This is a genomic window from Streptomyces sp. Q2 (assembly GCF_056820935.1).
In genome coordinates this window covers 143,530-156,875 of sequence record NZ_JBXEJE010000008.1, presented here as the reverse complement: position 1 = coordinate 156,875, position 13,346 = coordinate 143,530, and the positions used below count along the sequence as shown (strand labels likewise).

The following is a 13,346-nucleotide window of genomic DNA, read 5'->3' as shown; positions in this document are numbered from 1 at the left end:
CGGTCGGACCACCGACCGGGCAGCGCTGTCCCGTCACACGGCCAGCAGGTCGTCCACCGAGCCTCGTCCGGCCAGTTCGGCGGCGGCCGCGGGTCCGTCCTTGGCCGCCGCGTAGCGGCCCGAGACCAGGGCCCACTCGTAGTTGCCGTTGATCCAGTGCTGGATGGCCTCCACGCCCATCAGCACCCGGGCGCGCTGTTCCTCGTCGAAGCCGAGCTCGTCGCACATTCGCGGGACGCGGGCCTCGAGTTCCAGGTACTCGTCGAGGCAGGCGGTCGTCATGCGGTAAGCCTCGGCGGCCGCCTCCTTCCACGAGAAGGACCGCTCCCTGTGCAGCACGGCGATCAGGTTGTGACCGTCGCCCCGGCGTTTCTCGCGCTCGAAGGAGTGGATGTCGTTCATGAACCCGATCGTGTCGGCGGCCAGGTCGCGCATCCGCTCCATCACCGGATGCGCCATCGCCTGCGGCGGCACCTCGAAGCCGCGGCTGCGCTCTCCCGCGTCGATGCTGTGGTGGATGCCGACCGTGCGACGCCGGAACTCGGCGTACTCGTCGAGCCCCAGGGTCCCCGCCAGCCCACGGGCCGCCAGGTCGACCTCCTCGCAGTGGGCCACGAGGAAACGTCCCCAGGAGGCGGCGAACCGGGTCCGCCAGGTCAGGGACATGCCATCGGAGAGATGGTTCCAGACCTCCGCCCAGGCCAGCGTGATGGGGCAGACCACCCGGGGGCGGATTCCCGCCGGCCGCAGCGGTGTGACGATGAGCTCGCGCGCGACCTCCGCTATGCGGTCCGCGCGGTCCGGCTGATTCGCGTCGAACTGGTCGTCGAAGAGGAAGGCCAGGGAGAACCAGTTCATCAGGACGACCATGTCGTCCGCCGAGGCGTGCGGGTAGGTGCGGGCGGCGGCCTGCGGCAGGTCCCAGGACTTGTACTCCTCGAACCCGGCCAGACTGCGGACCAGGCCCATGTCCCAGATCCAGCGCAGATGGCGCGCCCGGGCGTACTCCAGGTGTTCGCTGACGGGGGTGTCGAAGGGGAGGTCGAACCGGACGTCCTGAGGCATGTGCTTCCTTTCGGGAGACGTGACGCAGAGCCCCCCGCCCCTGCGAGCGGGCAGTCACGACGACCGCCCCGTGCACTCGAACTGGGCTTCTATGGCCGAAAGTTGAACCGAGAAGCGCTACGAGGCTGCCCAGAGCGTAAATGATCTACACCGTGACCTGGCCGTGATGTCCGTTACTGCACAGCCCAGTTGAGCTGCGTATACTCCCTCCCCTCCCACACGTGTCAACGCGCCCTCACCTGTGGGCGATTGACCCGGGAGGCCGACTGAATCGGCCAGGTCGGGATATCCGCTAGGTACAGGGTGGCGGGACACCACCGTTCCGCGCCCCGGACCTTCGGAGGAGACATGGCACTGGTCAAAGCGGGCGTGGTCGTGCTCGACTGCGCCGAGCCCGAGAAGCTCGCCGTGTTCTACAAGGAGCTGCTGGGCGCCGAGCAGACGCACGAGAGTGCCAACCGGGTCGAGATCAGGGGCGCCGGCGGGATGTGCATGGCCTTCCGCCGCGACGTGAACGCCACGCCGCCGAGCTGGCCCCGGCCCGAGAACGCCCTCCAGGCCCACATCGACTTCGTGGTGGACGACCTGGACGAGGCCGAGCGCAAGGTGATCGGGCTCGGCGGGCGGCCCCTGGAGACCAAGGACGCGGCCGGACCGTACGAGGAACGCGGTTACGCCGATCCGGCCGGCCACTCCTTCACGCTGCGCCTGATCCCGTCGACGGCGCCCAAGCAGGGCTGAGCCGCGACCGGGCGTCGCTGGGCCCCGTAGGAAGAGGGCTGAGGCTCGTACGAACAGGGCTGAGGCTCGTACGAACGGGGCTGGGCCCCGTACGAACAGGGTGAAGCGCCCGGGCGGGGATGACCCCCGTCCGGGCGTGACCACTGGCCGCCGTCAGTCCCGGCCGCCCTTGTCGTCGGCCGGCCACACGCCCGTCGAGCGTTCGATGGCCTTGGCACCGGTGCGGTCCACCGCGCTGCGCACCACGGCGAAGATGGCGCCCTGGATCGCGGCGGCCAGCAGGATCTCTCCCCAGCCGCGGTCCCGGTCCAGGGCGTCGGGCGCGTCGTCCTCGTGTCGGATCGCCTTCCAGGTCTTCTGGAAGGCGAGTCCCGCCAGGGTTCCGCTCGTCCAGCCCAGCACGAAGCCGACGGGCTTGTAGACGAGGGGCAGCTTCTTCTTCTTGGCCACGTGAATCTCCTTGTCAGCGGATGGGTCGGTGGTCTTCCGGGACCTTCTCGCCCTCGGGTACCGGACCCGGCGGCGTCCCGTCGCCGAACGGCCGGCCGCCCAGTTTCTCCCGGTGATGGGGTGTCAGCCAGCCCGACAGGTCCGGTCCGAGGGGCACGATGCCGGTCGGGTTGATGCCGGTGTGCACCTGGTGGTAGTGCCGTTTGATGTGGTCGAAGTCGACGGTGTCGCCGAAGCCCGGAGTCTGGTAGAGGTCGCGGACGTAGGCCCACAGGACCTCGTTCTCGGTCAGCTTCCAGCGGTTGCACTTGAAGTGGCCGTGGTAGACGGCGTCGAAGCGGACCAGGGTGGTGAACAGCCGGATGTCCGCCTCGGTGATGGTGTCGCCGACCAGGTACCGCTGCCGGGCGAGCCGGGGTGTCAGCAGGTCCAGCCGGCGGAAGACTCCCGCGCAGGCGGCCTCGTACTCCTCCTGGCCGGTGGCGAAGCCCGCCCGGTACACGCCGTTGTTGACGTCCTGGTAGACGTCCGCCATCACCGCGTCGATCTCGTCGCGCAGCGCCTGCGGATACAGGTCGGGCGCGCCTTCCCGGTGCAGGGCCGTCCACTCGGTGGCGAGGTCCAGGGTGATGCGCTGGTAGTCGTTGGTGACCAGCTTCCCGCTCGGCACGTCCACGATCGCGGGCACGCTCACGCCGCCCGGGTAGTCGCTCTGCCGCCGGTCATAGGCCTCGCTGAGGTAGCGGATGCCGAGAACCGGGTCGCGGCCGTCGGGATCGAGGGTGAAGCGCCAGCTGCGGTCGTCCTGGATCGGGTCGGCGACGGCGAGGGACAGCGCGTCCTCCAGGCCGAGGAGGCGCCGGGAGATCAGCGAGCGGCTCGCCCACGGGCAGGCGCGGCTCACCACCAGCCGGTAACGGCCCGCCTCAACCGGCCAGCCGTCCCGGCCGTCCGCGGTGATCCGGTCCGCGAAGTGGCTCTTGGACCGGGTGAAGCTCTTCTTGCCGTACTCGCTGTTGCCGTCGTCCCCGGCACCCATGCTTCCTCCCTGCTCCGTGGCTGCCCGCTGTCGGACCGCCCTGGTGAACGCGTTCCCCGTTTTCCGCAGACGGCACGGTGTGAGCCGGACCGACCGGGGCAGTCGGCGGAGGTGACAGGTACATCTTCAGAACAGACGGCGGATCGGAAGACTCGCGTCACCGTGCTCGTGGCGCTCGCGGCCAACCTCGTGATCGCGGTCGCCAAAGCCGTCGGCGGGCTCCTCGCGGCCTCACCGGCACTGCTGTCGGAGGCCGCGCACTCGGTGGCCGACAGCATGAACGAGGTCTTCCTGCTCGCCGCACTGCGCCGCAGCCGCCGTCCCGCCGACCGGCGTCACCCCTTCGGCTACGGCAAGGAGCGGTTCTTCTGGTCGCTCCTCGCGGCCGTCGGAATCTTCGTGATGGGCGGCTGCTTCTCCTTCTTCCAAGGGATCGAGGCCCTCAGGAACGGCGCCGAGGAGACGCGCGGCGGATATGTGGCGGGCCTGGTCGTGCTGGGCGTCGCCCTCATCGCAGAAGGACTCTCGCTGGTCAGGGCCCTGTACCAGGTACGCCGACAGGGCGGGGGCATGGACGGCCTGCGCGACCCGGCGCTGCGCACGGTCGTCGCCGAGGACGGCACGGCGGTGCTCGGCGTCACCCTCGCGATGGCCGGCATGGCGCTGCACATGGTCACCGGGCAGGTCGTGTGGGAGGCGTCCGCGTCGCTGGCGATCGGCGCCCTGCTGGTCTACGTGGCCTACCGCCTCGGCCGCGAGGCACGGGACCAGCTGATCGGGGAGGCCGCCGACCCGGAGTCCAGCGGCAGGATCCGGATGCTGCTGAAGGCGCAGCCCGAGATCGACAGCGTGGAGGCGCTGTTCACGATGAAGATGGGGCTGGACTCGCTTCTGGTGGCCGCCCGCATCGACCTGGTGCCCGGACTGGACAGCGAGCGGGTCGAGGAGGTCGCGGTACGGATCAAGCGGTCCATCGCCAGTACCGTCCCGGAGGCCGGCCAGATCTTCCTCGACGTGACCGACCGGCCCGCCGCCGAGACAGGGGAAAGCCCCGCCGCGACGGGGGAACGCGGCGGGGCCTGACGCTCGGGTGCCCGGCGGACGCGGGTCCATGCGTCCTGGGCCGAGAATTTTTTCCGGGAGGTTCAGTTCCCGTCCGAGGGCTCCAGCACGAAGAGCGGTATCTCCCGGTCTGTCTTCTTCTGGTAGTCGGCGTAGGGCGGATAGGCGGCCACCGCGCGCTCCCACCACTCGGCCTTCTCGTCGCCGGTGACCTCACGGGCCGTCATGTCCTGTTTCACCGGACCGTCCTGGAGTTCCACCCGAGGATCGGCCTTGACGTTGTGGTACCAGACCGGGTGCTTGGGCGCCCCGCCCAGGGAGGCGACCGCGGCGTAACGCCCCTCGTGCTCGACGCGCATCAGCGGCGTCTTGCGCAGCTTGCCGCTCTTCGCGCCACGGGTCGTGAGCAGGATGACGGGCATCCCCATCATGGTGGTGCCCTTCGTGCCGCCGGAGCTCTCGTACTCCTCGACCTGCTTGCGCACCCATTCCGTCGGGCTGGGTTCGTACTCGCCCTCGAGAGGCATGGCATCCGTCCCATCGTCGTCGGCTACGTTCGTCCGTGTCCCGGTTGAACATCGGTACGAACGGTTTTCATCCGTACAGCGTTCCCCGACGGCCCCAAAGAGTGCCGCCCGGCCCTTACTTCCTCCGGTACCCGCCCGCACCGAGCCTGTACGGCACAGCCCCCACCGCACCGCACGACAGGTCGGCCCACTCATGACGGAGCCACCAGCATCCGCACGGCCAACGCCGTCATCACCCCGCTCGACAGCACTGCCGTCGCCAGCCGCCCCCGGTGTCCGGTCAGGGCCCGGCCCAGCAGGGCGCCGCCCCCGGCGAGCAGCAGCTGCCAGCTCGCGGACGCGACGAAGGCCGCCAGCACGAACACCCCTTGTTCCAGGGGGCGTACGGCCGTCTCGGCACGGGTGCCGAGCACCAGGGCGGCGAAGTAGACCACGGTGGTGGGGTTGAGCAGGGTGATCCCGAGCAGCGCCAGGAAGGCCCGCCCGGGGCTCGGCGGAGGCGGGTCGACCCGGGTGGTGAGCCGGTGGCCGCGGTACTGCCGTACGGCCGTGACCGCGCCCAGGACCGCGAGCGCCACCAGGACCAGGGCGGAGGCCCAGCGCAGCGGCCCGAGCACCGGCCGCAGCGCGCCGGCGAGGGCGGAGCCGCCGAGGGTGGCCACGAGGGCGTAGAGCCCGTCGGCGGCCGCCACGCCGAGCGCGGCGCAGACGCCGGTTCGCAGGGACGTCCGGGCGGTGAGGGAGACCAGATAGGCGCCGACCGCGCCGACGGGGACGGCGATGCCGTACCCCGCGAGCAGTCCCGCGACGAGCGCGGCGGTCATGAGCGCGCGGGCGTCGGCCTCCATGGACGGCCGGACTGCCGCTGGACGCGCACCGGAGGAACGGCGGTGGCGGTCGGCGGCAGCGGGGCATCGGTTTTCAGCATGGCCAGATCCTGGGGGTGGCGGCCGTGCGGGGACAACCGGATTTCCGAGGTGCGACGACGGTCCGCCGGCCGACCGTGGATCCGGCCGTGCGATGCGCGCCCGGGGAGCGGTGATCCCCGGCCATATCGCCCGTGCCACCGATCTGGCCGAACTTCTCGTCGCCCCTTAGATGCCCGGGGCATCTAATGATGCTGCATGCCGCACCCTTCGTCTGCGAGGTCTGCCATGACGGAAACGGAACCGGTCGCCTTCCCCCAGAGCCGGACCTGTCCCTACCACCCGCCGGCCGCCTACGATCCGCTGCGCACCGCCCGGCCGCTCACCCGGATCACCCTCTTCGACGGCAGCCCGGCCTGGCTGGTCAGCGGTCATGCCGCCGCCCGCGCCCTGCTGGCCGACCCGCGCCTGTCCACCGATCGGACCCGGCCCGATTTCCCCGCGCCCTCGGCGCGCTTCGCGGCCGTCCGGGACCGGAAGACCGCACTGCTCGGCGTCGACGACCCCGAGCACCGCGCCCAGCGGCGGATGATGGTCCCCGGTTTCACCCTCAAACGCGCCACCGAACTGCGCCCGCGCATCCAGCAGGTCGTGGACGAGCGGATCGACGCGATGATCGCCCAGGGACCGCCCGCCGAGCTGGTGAGCGCCTTCGCACTGCCCGTGCCGTCGACGGTCATCTGCGCCCTGCTCGGCATCCCGTACGCCGACCACGACTTCTTCGAAGGGCAGTCCCGGCGCCTGCTGCGCGGCCCGACGGCCGCCGACACCATGGACGCACGCGATCAACTCGAGTCGTATGTCGGTGAGTTGATCGACCGCAAAGAAAAGCAGCGCGAGCCCGGTGACGGCGTGCTGGACGGACTCGTCCACCAGCAGCTGCGCGACGGGGAGATCGACCGCCCAGAAGCGATCTCCCTGGCGATCATCCTGCTGGTCGCGGGCCACGAGACGACCGCCAACATGATCTCCCTCGGCACCTTCACGCTCCTCCAGCACCCGCGGCGGCTGGCCGAGTTGCGCGACGATCCCGCACTGCTGCCCGCCGCCGTCGAGGAACTCATGCGGATGCTGTCGATCGCCGACGGCCTGCTGCGGTCGGCGACCGCGGACATCGAGGTGGCGGGCACGACGATCAGGGCGGGCGACGGCGTGGTCTTCGCGACCTCGGTCATCAACCGCGACGAGGAGGTGTACGCCGACCCCGACACCCTGGACTGGCACCGGTCCGCCCGCCACCACGTCGCGTTCGGCTTCGGCATCCACCAGTGCCTCGGCCAGAACCTGGCCCGCGCCGAGATGGAGATCGCCCTGCACACGCTCTTCGCCCGGCTGCCCGGCCTCCGCCTCGCCGCCCCCGCGGACGAGATCCCCTTCAAACCCGGCGACACCATCCAGGGGATGCTGGAACTCCCCGTGACCTGGTAGGGGGCTCAGGTCATGCGCATCGACATCGACAAGGACGTCTGCATCGGCGCCGGCCAGTGCGCCCTGGCCGCCCCGGGCGTCTTCACCCAGGACGACGACGGCTTCAGCGCCCTCCTGCCCGACCGGGAGGACGGCGGCGGCGACCCGAAGGTCCGGGAGGCCGCCCGGGCCTGCCCCGTCAGCGCCATCACGGTGTCCGAGACGGTGGGCTGACGCTCCCCGCGTCCGGCCTGGGCGATGCTCCGGCAGGCGGCTTCAGTAGGGTGCCGGGATGACCGGACCGGACGGGAAACCCTTCCTCTACGTCGTCGTCTGCGCCGCCGGGATCGCGACGGACGTCAGCAAGCTGATCACCGCCGCCCAGGAACGCGACTGGGAGGTCGGGGTGATCGCGACGCCCGTCGCGATGAACGGCTTCTTCGACACCGCCGCCGTCCAGGCGCAGACCGGACGGCCGATCCGTTCGGCCTGGCGCAGCCCCGGCGACCCGCGCCCCTTCCCGCCGCCGGACGCCGTCGTGGTGGCTCCCGCCACCTTCAACACCGTCAACAAGTGGGCGGCCGGGCTCGCCGACACCCTCGCCGTGGCGACCCTGTGCGAGACGTACGGCCTGGGCGTGCCGGTCGCCGTCCTGCCGTGCGTGGCCGACGCGCTCGCCGCCCACCCCGCCTACCGGGACAGTCTGATACGGCTGCGCGCCATGGGCGTGAGGTTCGGCGAGCCGTATTCCGGCGAGCCGGGGGAGGACGGCGCGCGCCCGGAGTTCGGCTGGGAGCGGGCGCTGCACCTTCTGGGGTGAACTCCGCGGGACCCGCCGTACGACTTCGAGCGCGGGCGAAGTCGTACGCTCGCTTTCGTACCCATCCCGAAGGCAGGAGCGGCAACGATGCAGTACGTGAAGCTCGGTTCGACGGGCCTGGACGTCTCGCGGATCTGTCTGGGCTGCATGACCTACGGCCTGCCCGACCGCGGCGCGCACGAGTGGACCCTCGACGAGGAAACATCACGCCCCTTGATCCGGCAGGCGCTGGAGGCCGGGATCAACTTCTTCGACACCGCCAACGTCTACTCCGACGGCACCAGCGAGGAGATCGTCGGCAGGGCCCTGGCCGACTTCGCCCGCCGCGACGACGTCGTGCTCGCGACCAAGGTGCACGGCCGGATGCGGCCCGGACCCAACGGCGCCGGGCTCTCCCGCAAGGCGATCATGACGGAGATCGACCACAGCCTCGGCCGCCTCGGCACCGACTACGTCGACCTCTACCAGATCCACCGCTACGACCCGCACACCCCGGTCGAGGAGACCATGGAGGCCCTGCACGACCTGGTGAAGGCCGGCAAGGTGCGCTACATCGGGGCGAGTTCGATGTTCGCCTGGCAGTTCTCCAAGATGCAGTACACGGCCGAGAGCAACGGCTGGACCACGTTCGTCTCCATGCAGAACCACTACAACCTCCTCTACCGCGAGGAGGAGCGCGAGATGCTGCCGCTCTGCGCGGACCAGGGCGTCGGCGTCCTGCCGTGGAGCCCGCTGGCCCGCGGCCGGCTGACCCGGGACTGGGGCACCGTCACCGAGCGCAGCGCCAACGACGACTTCGGCAGCCGCCTCTACTCGGAGGGCGACCGCGCCATCGTCGAGGCCGTCACCCGCATCGCGGACGACCGGGGTGCACCGCGCGCCCAGGTGGCCCTCGCCTGGCTGCTGCACCAGGAGACGGTGGCCGCGCCCATCATCGGCGCGGCCAGGCCGCAGCACATCGAGGACGCCGTGGCCGCCGTCGAACTCGAACTCAGCGACAAGGAGATCGAGGAACTGGAGCAGCCCTACGGCCCGCACCCGATCGTCGGTCACTCCTGAGGAATTCGTTCAGTGCGGTCCGTGCGGTGCGAACTCCGTGCCGCACGGACCCGCGCCCTCGCTCCGAGGCAGCGGCACCCGGTCGCCGCTCATCGACAGCGTGCGGTAGTAGTGCCCGATGCGCTCGGTGGAACGGCCGACGTAGTGGCCGATGAACGAGCGGCGGAAGCGGTCGCCGGTGCGGTTGGGCTGCGAGCCGTGCACCAGGCTGCCGTTGAAGAACAGGACGTCCCCCGGCTCCATGTCGACGGCCACGGGCGACAGGCCCGGCGGTGGGGGCACGTACTCCCGCGCGAAGGACAACTCGGCGTCCGCCTCCTCCGGGCAGAACAGTTCCATCCGATGCGTGCCGGGGACGACCTCCAGGCCGCCGTTGTCCCGGTCGATGACGTCACAGGCGATCCAGGCCGCCACACACGTGCCCGGCTCCGCCCGCAGATAGAAGTTGTCCTGGTGCAAGGCCTGGCCCCGCGCCCCGGGCGGCTTGAAGTAGAACATGCTCTGCGCGGCCAGTACCTCCTCGCCGAGCAGTGTCTCCAGCACCTCGCGCAACCGCCCGTCCAGGAGCACCTCCCGCGACAGCTCGTCGATCTCGTGCGGGTGCATCACCCTCGGGTACTGCCGCAGCGGATCCGCCGACGCGCGCGGCTCGAAGTGCCCGGGCACCGGCCCGGCCGCGTGCAGCGCCGCGAACGCGCCACACAGCCGGTCGATCTCGTCGTGGTGGAACAGCCCCCGCACGACGGTGAAGCCGTCCTGTGCGAACTGCCGCGGCCCGTCCTCGGGCAGGATGGGAGCGCCGGTGGCGCCGAAGTCCGTGGCTGTCATGGATCCGCTCCTCGGTTCGGTGTCTTCGGTGCGACACGCTAGGCCGCCGCGTTTCCGAGGAGGATGCCCGTGACCGCTGACGGATTGCCCGAGCCTGCCGCGTCCGGCGATCCGGGACCGCCGCCGGGCCTGGTCGTGGTCGGACACTTCGACCAGGTGCCGGGCTACGGCGTGCACCGGCCCCGCGGGGCCGACAGCTGGCTGTTCACCTGGACGACCGGCGGACAGGGCCGGCTTCGCCAAGGGGCGGCGCAGGCGCGGGCCGGTGCCGGGGACCTGGTCGTGCTCGCCCCGGGTGTCCGGCACGACTACGGCGTCGAACCGGGCGCCCCGCACTGGCGGTTCTGGTGGGCGCACTGCCAGGCCCGACCGTCCTGGTCCGCCTGGCTGCGTCCGTACGACGCCGGCGACGGCATGTACGTCGTCACCCCGACCCCTGCCGGAGTGTCCGCCCGGATCGAGGCGGCCTTCCACCGCATGCTCACCGACGCCCGCTGGACGGGCACCGGAGCGCCGCCCGCCTCCGACGCCGACCGGGAGCAGGTCGCCGTGGCGCACGGCACCGCGGCCCGCGAACTGGCTCTGTGCGCGCTGGAGGAGGTCGTCCTGCTCACCGCCGGCGCCGCGCGCACCACTGCGCCGCCGGCCGGTGTCGACCCGCGGGTGCGCCGGGCCCAGGAGATCCTCGCGGCCGACCCGGGGGCGCCGCACACGGTCGAATCGCTCGCCGAAAGCGTCCGGTTGTCCCCCTCCCGGTTCGCCCATGTGTTCACCGAGCAGCTCGGCCGGTCCCCGATGCGGGCGCTGCGCGAGGCGCGGCTGCACCACGCCGCCCGACTGCTGGAAAGCACCGACCTTTCGGTGGAACGCGTGGCCGCGGCTTCCGGCTTCGCCAGCCCCTTCCACTTCAACCGGGTCTTCCGTGAGCGCTACGGCCTGCCGCCCGGCGCCTACCGGGCCGGCGGTCCAATGGTTGGCGGGTGAGCCGGAAGTCCGGCCCGATGCGCGGTGGAGTGGCCGTTCAATGGTTGGCGCGAAGTCGACGCGGAACCAGGTGAATACCGTTCCCATTTACCGGGGCGATAGCGCGGCAACTCTAAAGGTGACGCAAAGGGGACGCTATTGACCCGTCGTCAAATACCTCCGACCCGAGCGCAATGCACAAAACCGCGGCATCACTTGTTACGTCTCGCTGACCTGTGCAAAGGTGTGCGTTGTCGGCGCACGGACAATAACGTCTCTCCTGTGCGCACGAGGCCGCTCCCGTACGCTCCCCACGCTTCAAAAGAGCTGCCCCTGGTGGGCGTTCGAGATGCCGAACCCTGTGCGGATGAACCTCGGCGTCGTGTCGGCGGCACCGCATACCCATTGGTATGGACTTAGTACAGAACGCCCTCGGAGGAATGCCGCTGTGAAAGACGCAGGCCTGTCGAATTCCCCGACTCCCGCTCGCCCCTCAGACGCCACGGACGAGCAACTGAGCGCCGAGCTCAAGAAGTGGAGCGGGGCGACACCCGCCCTCCAGCCGGTCGGTGAACTCCTCGACCGGCACTGGGAAGCGGCCTTCGCCTACGCACGGCTGTGCACCGACGGCGCCCGCCCCGCGGGAATGCTCACCACCGCCGCATTCACCCGGCTCTTCGGAGAAACACTGCGCCAGAACGGGCCGACCTCCGCCTGGCGCCCCCAACTGCTCGTCACCGTGCGCCGCATCGCGGCGGAGTGGGACGGCGACCACAGACGCGAGATGCTGCACCCGGAGCTGAGAACCGCCGGTGGTGGCGGGGACCGAGCCGCCGCCCGCCTGCTGCCGCCGGCCCACCGACGGCTGCTGTCCGGAGCGTTCCAGCGGTTGCCCCAGTCCGCCCGCTGCCTGCTGTGGCACACCGAGGTCGAGGCCGAACCGCTCGCCACCCCCGCCGCACTGCTGGGCCTGGACGAGGAGGACGCCCGCGTCGAAGTGGGGCGCGCCCGCGAGCGGTTGCGGGAGGAGTGCCTCCAGGTCCACCGCGAACTCGCCCCCGAGCAGGAGTGCCGCCACTACCTCCGGCTGCTGGACGTGACCTATCGGCGCGGCGGTGCCGACATCGACACCGACCTGCGCGGACACCTGGACGGCTGCAAGCACTGCCGGCACACCGCCGACCAGTTGCACCAGTTCAACGTGGGCCTCGGCGGCGCACTCGCCGAGGCGGTGCTCGGCTGGGGCGCGTACGCCTACGTGGAGGCCCGCGCCCACGTGCACGACCTCGCCCGCGAGGCGGAGGCGCAGGCCCAGCGCCCCGCCGTGGTGGGCGAGTCCTTCATGGCGACGACGCCGCCTCAGCCCTTGGCAGCCCCGGGAGCGCCCTTCGTCCCGGCGGCGGACGCCGGGCACCCGGTCGCCGTCGCGCAGGAAGCCTTCGAGGCGTCCGCCCGGGCGGCATCGGCATCCCCGGTCGGCCCTCGCACGGCCTCCCGGCGCTCCGCGCACAAGGCCGCCCGTCGCTCGTCCCGCCGCAACCTCACCGCGGCCGTCCTGACCGTGAGCGGGCTGATCGTCCTTCCGCTGGTCCTGTGGTCCTCGCTCGGCTCCTCCGACGACACCACCCAAGCCGACGACGACCGTACCTCCGGTGCCCCCGACGGCGACCCGGGCACCGCGACCGCCGACCCGTCCTGGGTCGGCGACGGTGACGCCGAGCAGGGCACCATGCGCGGCCGGCTGCACAACGTGGCGTCCGGACTCTGCGTCGGCGTCGCGGGGGAGAAGGCCGTCGAGAACGCGGAGACCGAGCTCACCGACTGCTCGTCGGCCGCCGCCCAGCAGTGGTCGTACGCGCCCGACGGGCTGCTGCGCAACGCGGACGACCCCGACCTCTGCCTGGACTCCCACCTCGGCTACTCGGTGCGGCTGGCCCCGTGCACCGGTGCGGTCACGGCGGCCGCCAAGAGCGTCCGCTACGACTTCACCCTCCAGGGCATCCTGGTGCCGCGCTGGGACCAGGATCTGGCCCTGACCCCCGCCGCCACCGACGGAGCGGGCTCGCTGGTCGTGAAGACCCGCGACGACAGCCCCGCGCAGCGCTGGGTGATCGACACCTCGAAGACCGACCTCCAGATGGAGGTGGTCAACTGGGGCGCGGACAGCACCCTGGCGAAGGTGCCCGCACCCACGCCCACGCCCGAGCCGTCGAAGACGCCGGCCTCGAAGCCCACCCCCACGCCGTCCACGACGCCGTCGACCCCCAATGCCTCGCCCACCCCGACTCCGGCGCCCACGTACCCGTACCCCACCAGCGGGCCCTGCTCCTACAACCCGTACTACTGCTCGGGGGGCGGCCAGTACGGAGGCGGGTACGGCGGCGGGTACGGCGGATACGGCGGATACGGCGGTTACGGGTACGGCTCCGGCGACGGCCGCAACCAGTACTGACGGGGCC

At 71.2% G+C, this 13,346-nt stretch carries 14 protein-coding genes; 8 read left to right on the top strand and 6 right to left on the bottom strand.

What is annotated here, in order from left to right; translation table 11 throughout:
- Positions 1-33: 33 nt before the first annotated feature.
- Entirely contained in the window at positions 34-1,065 is a 1,032-nt protein-coding gene (locus ACWBNA_RS11110; RefSeq protein WP_482704111.1) for a 7-epi-alpha-eudesmol synthase, read from the bottom strand.
- Between the two features lie 348 nt (positions 1,066-1,413).
- Here ACWBNA_RS11110 and ACWBNA_RS11105 point away from each other — a divergent pair, with 348 nt between their 5' ends.
- A complete protein-coding gene (locus ACWBNA_RS11105) occupies positions 1,414-1,806 on the top strand; it encodes a VOC family protein (RefSeq protein WP_482704110.1) in 393 nt (130 codons plus the stop codon).
- A gap of 153 nt (positions 1,807-1,959) precedes the next feature.
- Here the strand turns inward: ACWBNA_RS11105 and ACWBNA_RS11100 are convergent, their stop codons facing one another.
- A complete protein-coding gene (locus tag ACWBNA_RS11100) occupies positions 1,960-2,256 on the bottom strand; it encodes a DUF4235 domain-containing protein (protein ID WP_482704109.1) in 297 nt (98 codons plus the stop codon).
- A gap of 13 nt (positions 2,257-2,269) precedes the next feature.
- Positions 2,270-3,295 carry a glutathione S-transferase family protein gene (locus ACWBNA_RS11095; protein ID WP_482704108.1) on the bottom strand — a complete coding sequence of 342 codons (1,026 nt, stop codon included), beginning with the start codon at positions 3,293-3,295 and terminating at the stop codon, positions 2,270-2,272.
- 111 nt (positions 3,296-3,406) lie between these two features.
- Between ACWBNA_RS11095 and ACWBNA_RS11090 the strand changes: the two genes are divergently transcribed.
- The gene (locus tag ACWBNA_RS11090; RefSeq protein ID WP_482704107.1) at positions 3,407-4,378 is read left to right on the top strand and encodes a cation diffusion facilitator family transporter; all 972 of its coding nucleotides are present in this window, start codon (positions 3,407-3,409) and stop codon (positions 4,376-4,378) included.
- Between the two features lie 62 nt (positions 4,379-4,440).
- On the opposite strand, the gene ACWBNA_RS11085 is transcribed toward ACWBNA_RS11090, so the two are convergent.
- Together ACWBNA_RS11085 and ACWBNA_RS11080 are read right to left on the bottom strand one after the other, a co-directional pair.
- The gene (locus tag ACWBNA_RS11085) at positions 4,441-4,884 is read right to left on the bottom strand and encodes a nitroreductase family deazaflavin-dependent oxidoreductase (RefSeq protein ID WP_482704106.1); all 444 of its coding nucleotides are present in this window, start codon (positions 4,882-4,884) and stop codon (positions 4,441-4,443) included.
- A 191-nt stretch (positions 4,885-5,075) separates the two neighbouring features.
- Positions 5,076-5,708: a LysE family transporter gene (locus ACWBNA_RS11080; protein ID WP_482704188.1), complete on the bottom strand. Its 633-nt coding sequence runs from the start codon at positions 5,706-5,708 to the stop codon at positions 5,076-5,078.
- Positions 5,709-6,038: 330 nt separating this feature from the next.
- Between ACWBNA_RS11080 and ACWBNA_RS11075 the strand changes: the two genes are divergently transcribed.
- The 4 genes from ACWBNA_RS11075 (at position 6,039) to ACWBNA_RS11060 (ending at position 9,096) form a co-directional block, all read left to right on the top strand.
- Entirely contained in the window at positions 6,039-7,238 is a 1,200-nt protein-coding gene (locus ACWBNA_RS11075; RefSeq protein WP_482704105.1) for a cytochrome P450, read from the top strand.
- 12 nt (positions 7,239-7,250) lie between these two features.
- Complete coding sequence (locus ACWBNA_RS11070; protein ID WP_482704104.1) at positions 7,251-7,451, top strand: ferredoxin; 201 nt, start codon at positions 7,251-7,253, stop codon at positions 7,449-7,451.
- A 58-nt stretch (positions 7,452-7,509) separates the two neighbouring features.
- Positions 7,510-8,037 carry a flavoprotein gene (locus tag ACWBNA_RS11065; RefSeq protein ID WP_482704103.1) on the top strand — a complete coding sequence of 176 codons (528 nt, stop codon included), beginning with the start codon at positions 7,510-7,512 and terminating at the stop codon, positions 8,035-8,037.
- A gap of 87 nt (positions 8,038-8,124) precedes the next feature.
- A complete protein-coding gene (locus ACWBNA_RS11060) occupies positions 8,125-9,096 on the top strand; it encodes an aldo/keto reductase (RefSeq protein WP_482704102.1) in 972 nt (323 codons plus the stop codon).
- A 9-nt stretch (positions 9,097-9,105) separates the two neighbouring features.
- On the opposite strand, the gene ACWBNA_RS11055 is transcribed toward ACWBNA_RS11060, so the two are convergent.
- On the bottom strand, positions 9,106-9,924 hold the full coding sequence (locus ACWBNA_RS11055) for a phytanoyl-CoA dioxygenase family protein (RefSeq protein ID WP_482704101.1): 819 nt from the start codon (positions 9,922-9,924) through the stop codon (positions 9,106-9,108).
- Positions 9,925-9,987: 63 nt separating this feature from the next.
- Here ACWBNA_RS11055 and ACWBNA_RS11050 point away from each other — a divergent pair, with 63 nt between their 5' ends.
- Both ACWBNA_RS11050 and ACWBNA_RS11045 read left to right on the top strand, forming a co-directional pair.
- Positions 9,988-10,908 (top strand): helix-turn-helix domain-containing protein, encoded by a 921-nt coding sequence (locus ACWBNA_RS11050; RefSeq protein ID WP_482704100.1) that lies wholly within the window; start codon positions 9,988-9,990, stop codon positions 10,906-10,908.
- A gap of 427 nt (positions 10,909-11,335) precedes the next feature.
- Positions 11,336-13,339: a ricin-type beta-trefoil lectin domain protein gene (locus ACWBNA_RS11045; protein ID WP_482704099.1), complete on the top strand. Its 2,004-nt coding sequence runs from the start codon at positions 11,336-11,338 to the stop codon at positions 13,337-13,339.
- The last annotated feature ends 7 nt before the right edge of the window (positions 13,340-13,346 follow it).

Coding starts and splice junctions, on each gene's coding strand:
- ACWBNA_RS11110 (WP_482704111.1), bottom strand. CDS start 1,065: ATGCCTCAGGACGTCCGGTTCGACCTCCCCTTCGACACCCCCGTCAGC.
- ACWBNA_RS11105 (WP_482704110.1), top strand. CDS start 1,414: ATGGCACTGGTCAAAGCGGGCGTGGTCGTGCTCGACTGCGCCGAGCCC.
- ACWBNA_RS11095 (WP_482704108.1), bottom strand. CDS start 3,295: ATGGGTGCCGGGGACGACGGCAACAGCGAGTACGGCAAGAAGAGCTTC.
- ACWBNA_RS11085 (WP_482704106.1), bottom strand. CDS start 4,884: ATGCCTCTCGAGGGCGAGTACGAACCCAGCCCGACGGAATGGGTGCGC.
- ACWBNA_RS11080 (WP_482704188.1), bottom strand. CDS start 5,708: ATGACCGCCGCGCTCGTCGCGGGACTGCTCGCGGGGTACGGCATCGCC.
- ACWBNA_RS11075 (WP_482704105.1), top strand. CDS start 6,039: ATGACGGAAACGGAACCGGTCGCCTTCCCCCAGAGCCGGACCTGTCCC.
- ACWBNA_RS11070 (WP_482704104.1), top strand. CDS start 7,251: ATGCGCATCGACATCGACAAGGACGTCTGCATCGGCGCCGGCCAGTGC.
- ACWBNA_RS11065 (WP_482704103.1), top strand. CDS start 7,510: ATGACCGGACCGGACGGGAAACCCTTCCTCTACGTCGTCGTCTGCGCC.
- ACWBNA_RS11060 (WP_482704102.1), top strand. CDS start 8,125: ATGCAGTACGTGAAGCTCGGTTCGACGGGCCTGGACGTCTCGCGGATC.
- ACWBNA_RS11055 (WP_482704101.1), bottom strand. CDS start 9,924: ATGACAGCCACGGACTTCGGCGCCACCGGCGCTCCCATCCTGCCCGAG.
- ACWBNA_RS11050 (WP_482704100.1), top strand. CDS start 9,988: ATGCCCGTGACCGCTGACGGATTGCCCGAGCCTGCCGCGTCCGGCGAT.